The sequence below is a fragment of the Vibrio olivae genome (assembly GCF_042428525.1).
Taxonomy (GTDB): domain Bacteria; phylum Pseudomonadota; class Gammaproteobacteria; order Enterobacterales; family Vibrionaceae; genus Vibrio; species Vibrio olivae.
In genome coordinates, this window is the sequence record NZ_JBHMEP010000001.1 from 1,345,200 (window position 1) to 1,360,803 (window position 15,604).

Annotated in this window: 16 protein-coding genes; 11 read left to right on the forward strand and 5 right to left on the reverse strand. The window is 47.7% G+C overall.

Features of this window, described 5'->3' with window-relative positions; translation table 11 throughout:
* Positions 1 to 39: 39 nt before the first annotated feature.
* Positions 40 to 1,362: an omega-aminotransferase AptA gene (aptA, locus tag ACFFUV_RS06135; protein ID WP_390190506.1), complete on the reverse strand. Its 1,323-nt coding sequence runs from the start codon at positions 1,360 to 1,362 to the stop codon at positions 40 to 42.
* A 117-nt stretch (positions 1,363 to 1,479) separates the two neighbouring features.
* On the opposite strand from aptA, the gene ACFFUV_RS06140 reads away from it, so the two are divergent.
* From ACFFUV_RS06140 to ACFFUV_RS06180, 9 genes are all read left to right on the forward strand, one after another.
* The gene (locus tag ACFFUV_RS06140; RefSeq protein ID WP_390190507.1) at positions 1,480 to 2,391 is read left to right on the forward strand and encodes a LysR family transcriptional regulator; all 912 of its coding nucleotides are present in this window, start codon (positions 1,480 to 1,482) and stop codon (positions 2,389 to 2,391) included.
* A gap of 15 nt (positions 2,392 to 2,406) precedes the next feature.
* A complete protein-coding gene (locus ACFFUV_RS06145) occupies positions 2,407 to 3,081 on the forward strand; it encodes a TetR/AcrR family transcriptional regulator (RefSeq protein ID WP_390190508.1) in 675 nt (224 codons plus the stop codon).
* A 368-nt stretch (positions 3,082 to 3,449) separates the two neighbouring features.
* Positions 3,450 to 4,586, forward strand: a complete 1,137-nt coding sequence (gene cofG / locus ACFFUV_RS06150; RefSeq protein ID WP_390190509.1) for a 7,8-didemethyl-8-hydroxy-5-deazariboflavin synthase CofG — start codon at positions 3,450 to 3,452, stop codon at positions 4,584 to 4,586.
* A 20-nt stretch (positions 4,587 to 4,606) separates the two neighbouring features.
* Entirely contained in the window at positions 4,607 to 5,842 is a 1,236-nt protein-coding gene (gene cofH, locus ACFFUV_RS06155; protein ID WP_390190510.1) for a 5-amino-6-(D-ribitylamino)uracil--L-tyrosine 4-hydroxyphenyl transferase CofH, read from the forward strand.
* Positions 5,839 to 6,816: a 2-phospho-L-lactate transferase gene (locus ACFFUV_RS06160; RefSeq protein WP_390190511.1), complete on the forward strand. Its 978-nt coding sequence runs from the start codon at positions 5,839 to 5,841 to the stop codon at positions 6,814 to 6,816. Before cofH ends, ACFFUV_RS06160 begins: the two co-directional genes overlap by 4 nt.
* On the forward strand, positions 6,813 to 7,436 hold the full coding sequence (gene cofC, locus ACFFUV_RS06165) for a 2-phospho-L-lactate guanylyltransferase (protein ID WP_390190513.1): 624 nt from the start codon (positions 6,813 to 6,815) through the stop codon (positions 7,434 to 7,436). Before ACFFUV_RS06160 ends, cofC begins: the two co-directional genes overlap by 4 nt.
* Complete coding sequence (gene cofE, locus ACFFUV_RS06170; protein WP_390190516.1) at positions 7,429 to 8,238, forward strand: coenzyme F420-0:L-glutamate ligase; 810 nt, start codon at positions 7,429 to 7,431, stop codon at positions 8,236 to 8,238. The genes cofC and cofE overlap by 8 nt, the downstream gene beginning before the upstream one ends.
* On the forward strand, positions 8,235 to 8,915 hold the full coding sequence (npdG, locus tag ACFFUV_RS06175) for an NADPH-dependent F420 reductase (RefSeq protein WP_390190517.1): 681 nt from the start codon (positions 8,235 to 8,237) through the stop codon (positions 8,913 to 8,915). Before cofE ends, npdG begins: the two co-directional genes overlap by 4 nt.
* 31 nt (positions 8,916 to 8,946) lie before the next feature.
* A complete protein-coding gene (locus ACFFUV_RS06180) occupies positions 8,947 to 9,954 on the forward strand; it encodes a TIGR03842 family LLM class F420-dependent oxidoreductase (RefSeq protein ID WP_390190518.1) in 1,008 nt (335 codons plus the stop codon).
* 48 nt (positions 9,955 to 10,002) lie between these two features.
* Here ACFFUV_RS06180 and ACFFUV_RS06185 read toward each other — a convergent pair whose 3' ends face one another.
* The gene (locus tag ACFFUV_RS06185) at positions 10,003 to 11,124 is read right to left on the reverse strand and encodes a GGDEF domain-containing protein (protein WP_390190519.1); all 1,122 of its coding nucleotides are present in this window, start codon (positions 11,122 to 11,124) and stop codon (positions 10,003 to 10,005) included.
* A 389-nt stretch (positions 11,125 to 11,513) separates the two neighbouring features.
* Here ACFFUV_RS06185 and ACFFUV_RS06190 point away from each other — a divergent pair, with 389 nt between their 5' ends.
* A complete protein-coding gene (locus tag ACFFUV_RS06190; RefSeq protein ID WP_390190520.1) occupies positions 11,514 to 11,939 on the forward strand; it encodes a DoxX family protein in 426 nt (141 codons plus the stop codon).
* Between the two features lie 70 nt (positions 11,940 to 12,009).
* On the opposite strand, the gene ACFFUV_RS06195 is transcribed toward ACFFUV_RS06190, so the two are convergent.
* Entirely contained in the window at positions 12,010 to 12,576 is a 567-nt protein-coding gene (locus ACFFUV_RS06195) for an MSMEG_1061 family FMN-dependent PPOX-type flavoprotein (RefSeq protein WP_390190521.1), read from the reverse strand.
* 79 nt (positions 12,577 to 12,655) lie between these two features.
* Complete coding sequence (locus ACFFUV_RS06200; RefSeq protein WP_390190522.1) at positions 12,656 to 13,591, reverse strand: LysR family transcriptional regulator; 936 nt, start codon at positions 13,589 to 13,591, stop codon at positions 12,656 to 12,658.
* A 112-nt stretch (positions 13,592 to 13,703) separates the two neighbouring features.
* Here ACFFUV_RS06200 and ACFFUV_RS06205 point away from each other — a divergent pair, with 112 nt between their 5' ends.
* Positions 13,704 to 14,933, forward strand: a complete 1,230-nt coding sequence (locus tag ACFFUV_RS06205) for an MFS transporter (protein ID WP_390190524.1) — start codon at positions 13,704 to 13,706, stop codon at positions 14,931 to 14,933.
* A 60-nt stretch (positions 14,934 to 14,993) separates the two neighbouring features.
* On the opposite strand, the gene ACFFUV_RS06210 is transcribed toward ACFFUV_RS06205, so the two are convergent.
* Positions 14,994 to 15,602, reverse strand: coding sequence for an alpha/beta hydrolase (locus tag ACFFUV_RS06210; protein ID WP_390190525.1), 609 nt, complete (start codon positions 15,600 to 15,602; stop codon positions 14,994 to 14,996).
* Positions 15,603 to 15,604: the final 2 nt, after the last annotated feature.

A 15,604-nucleotide genomic window follows, 5' to 3' on the forward strand; every position in this document is an offset into this window, starting at 1 on the left:
GTTAGCTCATTACCCACCCAAACCATGTATCTTTGATGGTCACGAGACACTGTTGATAGCGTCTCCCATCGCGTCCACCAAACGATCCATCTCATTAAGTTCAGTACAAAACGGCAAGCCAAGTTGAATGGTGTCTCCGCCGTAGCGCACATAAAACCCGCTTTGCCACAGCTTCTGAGCGATCTCAAATGGTCGGATTGCAGGGTCTCCATCACGATGCGCAATCGAAATACCCGCAGCAAAACCAAAGTTTCGAATGTCGACAACGTGCTGAGCACCTTTCAAGGTATGGATCGCGCGCTCGAAATGTGGAGACAATTCCGCAACACGAGGAATAAATTGATGTTTTTCAAGTAAATCTAATGTTGTTAACGCTGCCGCGCAGGCCACTGGATGGCCGGAGTAGGTATATCCATGAGGTAGCTCAATATTGTGGGCCGCGCCAGCTGCTGCCATATACGCCTGATAGATGTCGTCTTGAACCATCACCGCCCCCATCGGCACGGTACCGTTGGTGATCTGTTTGGCTGAACAAATCATGTCCGGTGTTACTCCAAAAGTTTGTGAAGCAAAATAGTTACCTGTACGACCAAAGCCGGTGATTACTTCATCAAAAATCAGTAAAATGTTGTGCTGGCTGCATAGTTCGCGAAGGCGCTGAAGATACCCTTCGGGAGGAACAATAACGCCCGCAGACCCTGACATCGGTTCAACAATGACCGCCGCGATATTTGAAGCATCGTGCAGCGCAATCAGTTCGAGTAACTCATCAGCGAGCTCTGCGCCGGTTTTGGGCATGCCTTGAGAAAAAGCTTGAGAAGGTTGCCAAGTGTGCGGCAAGTGATCCGCTTCCATAGCTTGACCCCAAATTTTACGATTGCCGCCAATGCCACCATAACTAATCCCACCCCAACTGGCTCCGTGGTACCCCTTTGCTCGGCCAATGATGCGCGTTTTGGTCGGCTGACCATTGACACGCCAATAGGCACGCGCAATTTTGGTTGCGGTATCGGTCGCCTCTGAGCCTGAATTTACGTAAAAAATACGGTTAAGACCTTGCGGTGTTAATTCGGTTAATCGCTCCGCCAATTCAAAGGCCTTGGGGTGACCAAATTGAAATGCAGGCGCGTAATCTAATTCACTAAGTTGTTTGCCCACAGCTTGAGCAATTTCGGGATGATTGTGCCCCATTCCGCAGGTCCACAACCCGGACAATCCATCAAAGATCTCACGGCCTTTATCATCAATGTAATACGCACCTTTTGCCCCGACAATCATACGCGGATCCGCCTTGAATTGACGATTGGACGTATACGGCATCCAGTACGCATCGAGTCCTTTCTGCGTGACTTGTGTTTCCATGGCTTCCTAGCTCCTTCGCTGTTTAGCGCCGTTTCCTCGGCTTAAAATCACTTTATGTAAGTTTTTTTGTTTGATAAATTACATTTTATCGAATCAAAGATTGATGTTTATGAAACAATGAAAGCACTACTAGGACAGTTAACCGACGCCGATATTCGCCTGCTGCGAGTCTTTATGGCCGTCGTTGAGTGCGGTGGTTTGAGTGCCGCAGAGATGGAGCTGAATATTGGCCGCTCTACCATCAGTCGTCATTTAAAAGATTTGGAAACACGACTTGGTTTAGTGCTTTGCCATCGGGGAAGAGCCGGATTTTCTCTAACCAGTGAAGGGGAAAACATCTACGATGCTGCCAAACGTTTGGTCAAATCTCTGGAAGATTTTCGCCATCAAGTCAACGATTTGCATCAAACCTTAAAAGGTCGGTTGGTGATCGCCATGTTTGATAAAACCATCACCAATCCCGAATGCCGCGTCAATGAAGCCATCGCTCGTTACGTGGAGCAAGCACCGGACGTGTTGATAGAGATTCATGTGGTTCCAGTCAATGAAATCGAAAAAGGCGTACTGGAAGGCGAATATCACGTTGGCATCATTCCGCCCCACCGCCGCTCTGCAAGCTTGCATTACACGCCGCTGTTTGGGGAACAAATGCACTTGTACTGCGGCAAGGGGCATGATTTTTTTGAACGACGAACGGCAGTCAGTGATGAGGAGGTACTCGCTCAGCCATACGCAGGATTGAGTTTCAGTAGCCCTAATATGGAAACCGGTCAACGCCTTGGCTTAATCAAACACGCCGGGTCTACGGACCAAGAAGGCATCGCGACATTGATTGGTTCTGGACGCTACCTCGGATTTTTGCCCGATCATTTCGCCCAATCTCTGGTACAAGGTGGTATGCTGTGTCAGGTGAATAATCCTAAGTTTGCATATCACTGCGAGTTCACGGCCATTCACCGAAAGTCACCTAAGCCGACGCGGTTAGTACAACAGTTTCTTCGCGCCTTAGAACAAACAAAAATTATCTAGATGTTGGATGTACCTATGGATAACTCTTCTGCCTCTCTGCCTGCAAATTCGCGTCGAACCAAATCGGGGGCCCCATCGGCCAATCGTATTGCAATGGAGCAGAGAATTCTGCGTGGTGCTGAACAGGTCTTCGCCGAGTTTGGTTATCGTGGAGCGTCAATGGACCGAATTGCTAAACAAATTGGCATTTCCAAGCAGAATGTCATTTATTATTTTTCGTCCAAAGAAATCCTTTATCGCACCGTCCTGCAAAACATCGTCAATTTGTGGCTGGAAAGCATGTCGTTCAGTGATGACCAAAGCCGGTCACCAGAAACCGTGATTGCCAACTACATTCGCGGCAAATTAAAACTCTCTCAGGATTATCCTGACGCATCGAAAGTGTTCGCCCAAGAGATTATTTCAGGCGCACCGATGATCAAACCTTACCTACAACAAAACCTCAAGCCTCTGTTTGAACGTGATATCGAGTTGGTACGCGAGTGGATTGACAACGGTTACCTACGCTGTTTTGAGCCTGAGCATTTGTTTTTCTCGATTTGGGCGGCAACCCAGACTTACGCTGACTTCTCTGCGCAAATTCACTTGGTCATGAGTAAACATCAGCTTGATGATAACGACTTTGCCAATGCCACCGAATTTCTTACTCAAATGATTCTACGCGGCATTGTGGCTCCCAAGTCCAATTAAAAATTTATAAAACTCACCAAAATGGCGCAAAATAATTTTTTTACTGAGTTCATAACGTCAGTAATCGGTTGCATAGTGTGATCGGCGTCATGGTTTATTTTTAAATCACTAAGTACAAAAAACCACCATCAACCATCGCTTTCAAACCTACTCTCAGTGTGGGTTTGCCTTCATTTTGCATGGAACCAAATTCCACTCACTTCCCTTCATTTTCGTTACTTTTAGCACCAATTTGATCCATAAAAGCACCAAAATAAACATGCATTTTTTAACTTTACCAAATGGTAAAAATCATGCTAACAATAAAATCATACCAATTGGTAAAACTTTGCCGCATACGGATTTGCTGCTTCTCAAAGGATTGAGTTATGACCACATTAAGCCAAGATGATGCTTACCAACTGCCCTTTGCTTCGCCTGAGCAACAGCAGCAGTTACTCAAACAAGCTCGTGTGATTCGTGATACCCAATGGGGGACAACTCTGACTTATTCACGAAAAGTGTTTATCCCGCTGACCAACATGTGCCGCGATACATGTCGCTATTGTACCTTTGTGAAAACGCCCGATTCAGGGCAGGCGCACTTGATGACACCCAATGAAGTCCTTAGTACCGTCGTAAAAGGTCAAGCCATGGGATGCAAAGAGGCTCTTTTTAGTTTGGGAGAGCGCCCAGAAAAACGTTATCAACTCGCACGCGATAAGCTGTCACAGCAAGGCTACCGCACTACCCTTGACTACCTTCGCGACATGGCTCAGTTGGTATTAGACAGCAGCCTTTTAGTACCGCATATTAACGCGGGAGCCCTCAACTATGACGAGCTTAAGATGCTGCGTCCCGTTGCTGGCTCAATGGGTATGATGCTTGAGAGTCTCACCGATAAATTGATGCAACGTGGTCAAGCCCACCATGGCTGCCCAGATAAAACGCCGCAGCGCCGCCTAGATACCCTCATTGCCGCCGGCAAACTGGATATCCCTTTTACAACTGGCTTGTTGATTGGGATTGGGGAAGATTGGCAAAGCCGCATCGATAGCCTGTATGCCATCAATCGTATTCACCAACAGTATGGGCATATTCAAGAAGTTATTATTCAGAATTTTCGCGCTAAACCCGGCACCGGAATGGCCAACGCTTGTGAGCCGACTCGCCAAGATATGTTGCTTACCCTGGCTGCCGCTCGTCTTATTTTGGACCCAAGCATTAGCTTACAAGCGCCGCCCAATCTCGAGCAGGACCATCAGGACTATTTAGAGGCCGGCATCAATGATTGGGGCGGTATTTCCCCGCTAACGCGTGATTTCATCAATCCAGAACGTGCTTGGCCGCAAATCGAGCAACTCGCTCAAACCTGCGCACGAGCAGGTCATGGATTAAAAGAGCGATTGACGGTATATCCCGCCTACCTCAATCAACCCAGTCAATATCTAGACCGGGACATCGCCACTCGCTTATCTGCCCTCTCGGCCCATAACGGACTGGCCGCGCAGCAATGTCATTTGTGATTTCAGTTAAGGAGTACATCATGTTTTCAAATCAAGGAATGATTTCAACCGCCTCTCATCGAGACGATATCCAGTGGCAACACCTCTCCTCGCACATTGCCCCTATTTTGCAACAAGCATTGGATGGCGTAGCGATTTCAGAGCACCAAGCAGAGACCCTGTTCTCGGCACAAAACCACGACTATCAAGCCTTGTTGACTGTCGCAGATATCGTGCGTCAACGTCACTGCCCTGATACAGGTAGCTTTGTCATTACGCGTAATATCAACTTTACCAACGTATGCTACATGGCATGTAAGTTCTGTAACTTCTCAAAATCCATCAAAGATGCAGAAGCGGAATTTATTTCAATTCAAGAAGTGGTAGAACGCGCACAAGAAGCATGGGACAAAGGAGCCACCGAGGTATGTATTCAAGGCGGTTTGCATCCCAAAATGAGTGCCAATTTCTATCGTGACATCGTTTTGGGCATCAAAGCAGCGCTTCCTAAAATGCATATTCATGCTTTCTCACCCTTTGAGATTTGGTATGGCGCTCGTAAAGCCAATGTGTCGTACCACGAGTTTTTAACCGATTTGAAAGCGTGTGGCTTAGATACCATGCCTGGTACGGCAGCAGAAATTTTAGATGTCGATGTTCGCTTACAACTAACGCACAACAAACTCAGTACCGAAGAGTGGGTCGAGATCATCACAACGGCGCATCAGGTCGGAATCAAAACCACCGCCACCATTATGTATGGGCACATCGACTCTCCCAAACAATGGGCAGCGCACATGAATATTTTGCGTAATATTCAACGTCAAACCGGTGGCTTTACGGAGTTTGTTCCACTGGGTTTTATTCATTACAAAACCAAATTGTTTAACGAGAATCCAGCGCAATGCCGCCCAGGACCGAGCCGCGAAGAAAACTTCAAAATGCACGCCGTTGCACGAATCATGTTCCAAGGGGAGATAAACAATATCCAAGCTTCATGGGTCAAACTTGGCCATGCCGACGCCTCGCAAATGCTACGCTGCGGCGCCAATGATTTAGGTGGGACGCTGATGAACGAAAGCATCTCGCGCTCGGCGGGCGGAGAAAATGGGCAAGAAGTCTTCCCAGAAGATATGGTCGAAATGATTCATCAAGCGGGCCTCAATGCAGTTCAGCGTAATACTCGCTATGAGGTCCTTAAAACCTATCCGCTGGAAAACGCAAGCTCAGTTCGTCTTCCCGCTCAGGAAATCGCTCATTTTGGAGCCACAGTATGAGTAGCCCCGCCATTACACTCATCGCCGGGGGAGTCGGAGGCGCAAAAGCGGCAGAAGGCCTTGCTTATAGCGATTACCGCGAAGGACTTAAAATTATTGGCAATATCGGTGATGACCAACGCTTTCACGGGCTATGGGTGTCACCCGATATTGATACCCTCACCTATACCTTGGCCGATGCCATTGATCGCGAACAAGGCTGGGGATTAAAAGGAGACTCAAACCGCGTGTTGTCACAACTGCAACAGTTAGGATGTGACACTTGGATGCATTTGGGTGATTTAGACTTTGCCACTCATATCTATCGCAGCGTCCAGCGCCAAGCGGGCGTTCGAGCCAGCGATATTGCCCGAGCCGTGGCCCGAGGCTACGGTGTCGATATTCCAATTTTGCTGCCAACCGACGATAAAGTGCCCACTCAACTGGATACTGAACTCGGTTGGCTGGATTTTCAAAACTATTTTGTTGCCGAGCGCTGCATACCTAAAATCAAGCAAGTGTGCTACCACAATGCTCACCTTGCTAAACCAACACCAGAAGCGCTAGAGGCGATTGCAAACGCGGAAATCATTGTTATTGCCCCCAGCAATCCGCTGCTTAGTATCGGCGCAATTCTGGCCATTCCGCGTATTCGTAGTGCGCTGGAAAACTGCACTGCCCCTGTGCTTGCCATCTCTCCTCTAATTGGCGGGCAAGCGGTAAAAGGGCCTGCCGCTAAAATGATGCAAGAGATGGATCTGCGCGCTGATTCTCTTGGCATTGCTCAATATTACGAGGGGTTAATTGACCTTCTGATCATTGATGAGCAAGACCAACATCTCAAACCCGCCATTGAAAAGCTCGGTACAGCGGTGATTTGCACCCCCACGCTGATGACCGAACGCCCAAGCCGCGTCGAGGTAATGAGTCATATCGTTGAACGAGCCTGTGATGCATTCAAGTTAACGTATAAAAATAACAGGGCCTGCGCATGACAAAATCACTCAATATCGTCATCCCGATGAAAGGCTTATCACGCGCCAAACAGCGGCTTAAACCCGAGTTAAGTGTTGAGCAGCGCGAGGCTTTGGCCTTAACCTTGTTTCGGAATACGCTGCAATTCTTAGCCGTTCAACACCCTAAAACACCCATTTTGGTCGTCACCGAAGACCGCTATATCGCGCAAATAGCCGAGAAAATGGGCGCAACCGTACTCATCGAACAAGGAGATCAAGGGCTCAATCATGCACTTGAGCAAGCCTCGCAATGGAGTCTGAACGCCGGCTTCGATAGCCAACTGATTTTACCTGCCGATATTGGCCACCTTGACCCTCTTGAGATTCGTTATTTGATTGAACTCGGACTCAGTGATGCGCAAGTAGTGATTGCCGCAGCAAAAGATGGCGGGACCAACGCGTTAATGACCACGCCGCCCAATGCGATCTCTCCCAGCTTTGGCATTCAGTCATCCATGCGCCACCTCGCACAGGCTCATCAAAATGGCTTGAGCGTAAAACGGCTAACACTTGAGAAATTGAGTCTCGATATTGATGTCAGTGCTGACCTGCAATATTGGTATCAACGCACCCAAGTCAAGGAGTTTTGCTATGAGTGAACTGGCTTATCTTGAGGAATCCGCCTTCCAAACGCGCTCTATGACCATGTTTGCGGTCAATAACCTCCCCGATTTTACGCCGGGTATGGCGCTCGGCGCAGAAATTATCAATGCCTTAACGGCGCAAGGTGAGTCTTTACAACGTGGGGATATCTTGGTGATCGCGCATAAAGCGGTCTCCAAGTGCGAGGGAGCCATGTATGATTTGGACGATGTTACTCCGACTGACGAGGCGATGACACTTGCTCGTGAAGTCAATAAAGACCCACGAAAAGTCGAAGTGATCCTACGACAATCCTCACGAATCCTGCGTCATATTAAACGTCCAAATCAAGACGAAGGCATCATCATTGCCGAGCATAAACTTGGTTTTATCTGTGCCAACGCTGCAGTCGATGAATCAAACGCGGATCGCCCTGGAAGACTTATCACCCTGCCCGATGACCCAGACAACAGCGCACAGCAGCTTTGCACCGAACTTGAAGACTACTATCACACCGAACTGGGGTTGGTGATCAGCGACACCTTTGGGCGCCCTTGGCGTATGGGGCAAACCAATGTCGCCATTGGCGTGGCGAATGTGCCCACCATTAAAACTCTGTTTGGTGAAAACGATGCGTGGGGTCGCCCACTCAAGGTTACGGCGCCGGCTTTCGCTGATGAATTAGCGGCGGCATCGGGGCTTTTGATGGACAAAGACGCCAAATGCCCAGTGATGATCTTTCGTGGCTTAGACTGGACACGCCAACACAGCCATATTTCTCAAATTATTCGTCCGAAACAAGAGGATCTTTTTCGATGACCCATTCGACTTCTATCGCCATTCTTGGCGGAACAGGCCCGCAAGGTAAAGGATTAGCCCTGCGATTTGCTACCGCTGGCATCCCCGTGGTTATTGGCTCACGAAGCCAAGAAAGCGCCGAGCAGTGCGCGCAAGAGTTAAATCGTCAGCTCGCTGTTGGCAGTGCAGAAATTATTGGCCTTGAAAATAATGCAGCCGTGGAGCACGCAGGTGACATCGTCATTTTGTCCGTTCCTTATGCGGCGCACAACGCCACCCTAGATGCCATCAAAACACAGCTCACTGGCAAAATTTTGGTTGATATTGTCGTGCCGCTCGCCCCTGGTAATCCTAAAAAAATGGCGATGCCCGAACAAGGTTCAGCAACAGAAGAGGCGCAAGCACTACTCGGCGATGCTATCCCGGTTGTCGGTGCTTTGCACAATGTTTCTGCCACAACATTAAATGATTTATCGCGCCCGATTAACTGCGACATTTTAGTCTGCGGCAATCAGTTAGATGCCAAGAAAAAGGTCATGGCCGTTATCAATCAACTTGACGTGAAAACCTATAATGCAGGGCTAGCAGAAAGCGCGCGCTGCATCGAAGCGATGACCTCGATTTTGATTCGCCTCAATATCTCTAAAGATGTGCCATTTAGCCACGCTGGCATCACGATTGCTCCACCAATTCATTAATGAAATCATAGATTTAAGAAGGAACACACAAATGGAATTTGGTATTACCTTTAAAGGCTTTGTTAGCCCAAACCGAGCAAGAAACCTAGTACGTCAAGCCGAAGAAGCTGGCTTTGATTACTGCTGGTTCTATGATTCTCACATTCTTTGGCGTGAGTCGTTCGTCGCCATGGCGATGTGTATGGAACACACCAAAACAATGCGCTTTGGTCCATGTGTCACGAACCCAAACATTCGTGACTGGTCTCTCGCTGCAAGCCTATACGGCAGTTTGGCGGCGCAAAGTGAAGGACGTATTGATATTGGCCTTGGCCGCGGAGACTCCTCCATGCGCGTTATGGGGAAAAAGCCAGCGCCACTTGCCAGAGTCGCTGAGTTCACACGTAAGGTGAAAGCCATGGTCAAAGGTGAAGAAGTCACTTACGGCGAGTGTGAAAACCCAGTAAAACTGCCATGGGCCGATGGCTACGATCTTCCGGTTTGGATTGCCGCGTATGGCCCTAAAGCATTGGCGACCGCGGGCGAAGTGGGCGATGGGCTCATTTTGCAAATTGGCGAACCCCAATTGGTCAAGTGGTTTGCAGACCAAGCCATAGCGGCGGGTCAAGCGCAGGGGCGCGATATGAGCAACTTTAAAATTCAAGCCGCTGCCCCAGCCTATTTTGGTACCCAGCAGCAATGCTTAGACAAAACACGTTGGTTCCCGGCCATGGTTGGCAACCATGTCGCTGATATTGTTGAGAAGTATGGTACGGATTCCGGCTTAGTTCCGAAAAGTCTGACAGACTACATTGAACAGCGTAAAGGTTACGACTACTCCAAACACGGACAAAGCGATAACCCATATCTCGATTTTATCACTGATGAGATCATTGAAAGTTTCTCCGTTCTTGGCGAAGTCGACCAGCATATTTCGAAAATCAAACAGCTTGAAGAGTCAGGCGTAACGCAATTCAATATCTATTTAGACAACGGCGACGAAGAGAATATCATCGCCAAGTACGGCGAGCACATTATCCCTCAATTCAAATCCGCTTAACGGCGCGTTTCAGCGGAGAAAACGCTTCGTGATGACACGAAGCGTTTTTTATAACTGCAAATAACAAACGCGATTCCGGCCACTGGTTTTCGCATCATACAAGGCTTTATCGGCCATCGCGACGGTCGCGTCAGGCTGAGCGGAAAACAAGCACTCTGCCACGCCAAAGCTTGATGTGAACTTAATGGTGTAATCTTTGTAGTTGAAATAGCTGGTTTCACAGCGCAAACGCATTCGTTCAGCCACTTCAAGTGCTTTGGGGAGATCAGCCCCAGGCAGAAAAATCACAAACTCTTCACCACCGTAGCGCGCAGCAATGTCACTATCCCGAATCGACTGGCTGATAATACTTTCAAAATGCAGAAGCCCTTGGTCGCCCGCTTCATGCCCATAGGTATCATTGATTTTTTTGAAAAAATCAATATCAGCAATGATGATCGCACCTTGTCCATGCGACTCCTTTAACTCTTGATAGTATTGATTCAATTGTTCGTAAAAGGCTCGGCGGTTAAGCATATTGGTTAAACTGTCTTTTTGCGCCAAACGCATCAGGTTACGGTTATTATCGATCATGTAACTCGCCAACAAGAAAATACTCTGACCACAAATGACCGCAGGCACAAACACCAAGTGCAAAATGAAATCGTCCATTTCCATGTCCAAAAACGACAGCCTTTGTGTTCCGCTGGCAATATCAAACAAAGACAAGCTAAACGAAAGCAGTACAGTTAACGCCAAACAGATATCTGCGGAATTCGGGGCTGGGCGCCGCATCACCAAAATCGCGATAGCCACTAGCGAGGTAAGAATAGAAAAACAAATGGTGATAATGGTGGAGGGCAAACCAAAAGCATAAAGTAGCGCAAACGCAAAAGCGAGCACGTAACATAAACGTTCCACGTGGCGACTAGCAAAACGGATCGCTAAACCAAGAAGGAAGAGCCATTGATGAATCGCGGTAACGGCGACCAGTTCCACTTCATAAAGCGTGGTTGAGTCACCGGAAAGGTTGCCAAACAGGTAGGCACTGACCATACCAGTGAGAAAAAAACCGCTGAAAAATGGCTTTGCCCGGCGTTGGCCTTTGGGCTCGTGGATAAGTTGAATTCCAACCAATCCGAAAATACAGACAATAATTGACGCTAAAGCGAGTGCTGTTTGCGCAAGCATATGTGGTTCCCAAATTCGCCTCTATTTAGAAGATAGACGCAGTTTGCTTTTATTCCTAAGCATAAAGTTTTATATACACGCTCATGACATTAGACCGCCGCTTAAAACCATACGCCACACTGATTAGTACGTAGAGATTGCTGCTCGATGCCACTTGTCGTGTAATCAATTAATTCCTCCCTTAACTTGGCCGCAAACTAAAAACAGAAAGCGTCCCTATTTATCTGATAACAAGGTTCCACAAATTAACATTTCAAGCACGTTATTATCGTTATGTTGATTCTAATCAACCCGTAACGTGTTGAAACCGTTTTATATTAAAAACTAATAAGACATCACATTTACATCGCGTTTCATTATCATAAAACGAATCTATAAGGCGACTGCGCATGAAAGCATTACTTCACTTTATCGACACAACATTTGACAACGAAGACTTAGGTAAACTGATTTTGCGTGTAAGTTTCGGCGTTATGTTTTTACTTCATGGTATCCATAAAATTTACGGTGGTACGACCTTCATTCAAGGATTGTTAGAACAACATGGCCTGCCCGCTTTTATCGCCTATGGTGTTTACCTTGGCGAAGTCGTTGCACCTATTTTACTGATTCTTGGTCTATTCACTCGCATAGGTGCGATTATCATCATCGGTACAGCCGTGATGGTGATTTTCTTAATGCATGGCGGTGACCTCTTTGCCGTGGATAAAGTCGGCGCATGGGCTGCCGAAGGCATTGGTGTTTACCTATTCTCAGCGATCGCTATTTTACTTCTTGGCCCGGGTAAATATGCCTTAGAGTCCAAGCGCGGATAATCCGTCGCTGATAAACAAAAAAGACGCTTAATGCGTCTTTTTTTATGTCTTGATTATCACCGCGTTAAATTTACTCAGAGGTGGCTAACGCCTGCTGATCTTTGATAATTTGCAATAAAGACGGCAGTACATCACGGTCAACATGCGTTTCGCTGTCCCAAGGTTTTGCCAACATAAGGGCTTTTGCGCAATGGAAGAACAGCTCTTTTACGCTGATCATCACCACCAACTTGGCAGGCTTCCCTTTTTCAGCAAACGCTTCTAACACCTCAGGATCACGCGACAAACTGACACTTCCTTTCACTCGCAATACTTCTTCTATGCCAGGAATCGTGAATAGGATACCTACCTGCGGCTGCTTCACTAAATTACGATAAGTATCTAAGCGATTGTTGCCTGCACTGTCAGCAAAAGCGAGGGTATGCTTATCAAGCACTTTGACAAAGCCAGGTTTCCCGCCACGAGGAGAAACATCCGGAAAGCCACTTTCATCGACACTAGACACCATCGCTAGAGGGCTATGGTTAATGAATGTTTCGCTATGAGGGTCAATAAAGCTAATGGCTTTGCTTTTTGCTAGCGGGTGCGGTTGGGGATAAACCTCGTCTAAATCGCTTTCAGATTGAAAAGTGCTCACTTTAAATCCTTGTAAATTCTATTGATAATTATTTGCAACTGTGAAGTTTATCATAACGAGATTTGCAAAAATCACAATCCTAGGATTGAGTTAAGCCCTGAATGACTTGCGCCATATGCTCTCGAATAAAGCTCACAAAAGCCGTCAGTTTCGCCGGGTAAAAGTTGGCATAGGGATACACCACGTAGACAGGTAAAGGATCGGCGCGCCATTGCGGTAATAAGTTGACAAGCTGCCCTTCACGAATATCTTTGCTCAGCAGCCATTGAGAACCGACCGCGACTCCTACGCCATGGAGCGCAGCACTGCGCAGGGCATACAAGCTGTCAGTAAGAAATCGAGGGCTAAACTCGAGCTCTCGCTGCTCTCCGGTTTGAATATGAGTTAGACGTAAATGATTGCGATAAAAGGTTTGCAGTGCCAACCATGGATACGCTTGCAGATAGTCAGGATTCCACGCTAAGTCATCGACCCCCTCAACGAACCCAGGCTTTGCGACCACAATTCTTGGCACCTCAGCAATTCGAATCGCCACTAAATTGTCATTTTTGACCTCACCAACTTGGATCGCACAGTCGATGTCATGGGCAATAAAGTCCGTTAAGCTTCGGTCATCGTAAAGCTGCCACTCAACACTTAATTTCGGATACTGATGCATAAATTCGCTCAGTGGTTTGATCAACGCTTCTTGCCCAAAAGCATGAGGTGCCATGACTCTGAGCCGTCCTTCAGGCGTCACCACCGCGCCCGTAACATCCGATTCAAACGCATCCCAATTGGCCAGTAATTGACGGGCACCAGAATAATATTGCTCACCCAGCTCGGTGAGTTTCAATTGATGGGTTGTGCGATGAATCAACTTGCCGCCAATAGAGACTTCTAACGCTTTTAAACGGCGACTGATTGTCGGCTGGGTTGTCATGAGCTGCGTAGCCGCTGCCGATAAGCTTCCTGATTCAACGATGCGAACAAAGGTTCGCATTAACTCGACACGATCAAAATTACCATTCGCCATCAGATTCACCTTTATACGCAGTACGTATAACAGATGTTCTCACTATGCCTCTTCCCGAGCAAGCGTTATACGGTCAAACTCATTAGCAAGCGACTATTAGGAATCGTCCTTTATGAACAATGCTATACGCCATACAAATAACCAAAATCCACTGTCATCGACAATTGTGTGGTTACTTGCCTTTACCTCTGGCTTGGCAGTGGCTTCACTCTACTACGCGCAGCCTCTTCTGAGTGAATTGATGATTGATCTTAATGTCAGTGCGCAGCAAGTTGGCAATCTCCCTACACTCACACAAATGGGATACGCATTGGGAATGCTGCTAATTAATCCATTAGGCGACAAATATGATCGCAAGAAAGTCATTGTGATTAAGGCGCTGGCCCTGTTTTTAGCATTATTACTGACGGGGGCAGCGAGTAATCTCAATGCCTTACTTATTGCCAGCTTTTTGATGGGGTTAACCGCGACCTTAGCGCAAGATGTGGTGCCTTTTGCTGCTGTGCTTGGCGATGAGCAGCGACGGGGGCACATTGTTGGTACCATCATGACTGGCCTGCTCGGTGGTATTCTACTTTCTCGCGTACTCAGTGGCGCAATCAGTGAATTGGCAGGATGGCGCGCGGTATTTTATTGTGCCGCCGGTGCAATGCTGATAGTCAGTGTCCTACTGTTTACGCAGCTACCAAGCACCAAACCCACAAGTGATATCAGTTATCCTCGGTTACTGGGCTCCCTAGGTAAGCTGTTTGTCCAACATGCATCGGTTCGGCTGTCTACCTTCACTCAAGGGTTGCTGGCAATGGGATTTAGCGCATTCTGGACCACGCTCTCTTTGATGCTCAAAGATTCTCCACTTGAGCTTGGCTCGGGCATCGCCGGTTTGTTCGGTATTGCGGGTGCGATGGGTGTCTTAATGGCGCCTAAATTTGGCAAGCTATCGGATAGTATTGGCCCTCTGAGGCTGACGAAAATTGGCGCTATTTTGGTATTTTTCGCCTTTAGCGGCATGTTCGCTATTCATCAATTTCCGATAAGCTTTAGCGTCGAATTAGGATTATTAGTTTTATTCACCATAGTCTTTGACTTGGGTTTTCAGATGTCACTCATCTCCAACCAAGCGCTGATTTACGCAGCAGCCCCCGAAGCATTAAGTCGGGTTAACGCGATTTTAATTGTCGGGCTATTTATTGGCATGTCGCTCGGAAGTTTTATTGCCAGTTACCTCTATAGCGATACACACTGGAGTGGCGTTACATTATTTGCCGCAGGGTGTGGATTGCTGGCACTGATTCTGCGCCTTGCACCTCGTCGCCACAGCGTATTAACGTCTTCCTCTTAATCGACAAACAAAAAGCAGGCATCACTTTGCCTGCTTTATTCGTATTACCATAAAATCGAATTAACTTGAAAATACGTTAGCAATAAACGCCGCAGCGCGATCCGCGCCTTGCTGCGACACGGTATGCTCAAGCCCTTCTTCGTAGAGAGTGTCGACTTTGAGCCCGAGTTGCTTAAACGCCTGGGCACTGTTTTCACTCTCATGCCAAGAAATTACCCCATCACTTTTACCATGAACCAGTAGAAGTGGCGTTCCTGTGCGTGGCGTATAGGGCTCTACAGAGGCAAAGCGCCCAGAAAAAGCCACCGCACCAGCCACATTCAAACGACCACTTGCCAATGCGTCCAGCGTCATGATGGAACCTTGGGAAAAGCCGACCAAAAGGACATGGTCGTGCTCAAACGAAGCGCCATGCTCAGCCAAAACTTGGTTCAGTGTATTGTCAAAGTGCTCGCGCGCTTCAAGGACCCGTTGAGGTCGGTTTTGCTCACTGATCGCATTTAGGCTAAACCACTCAAACCCATCACCTCCGCCCGCAAAGGGAAAAGGCGCATTAGGCGCCGCGAAAATAACCTCGGGCATCTTGCTCTTCCAGTAATCGAGAATAGGCTCAAGATGGCTTCCTCGGCTACCGACTCCATGCAGAAAAATAACGATATTCTTTGCCATAA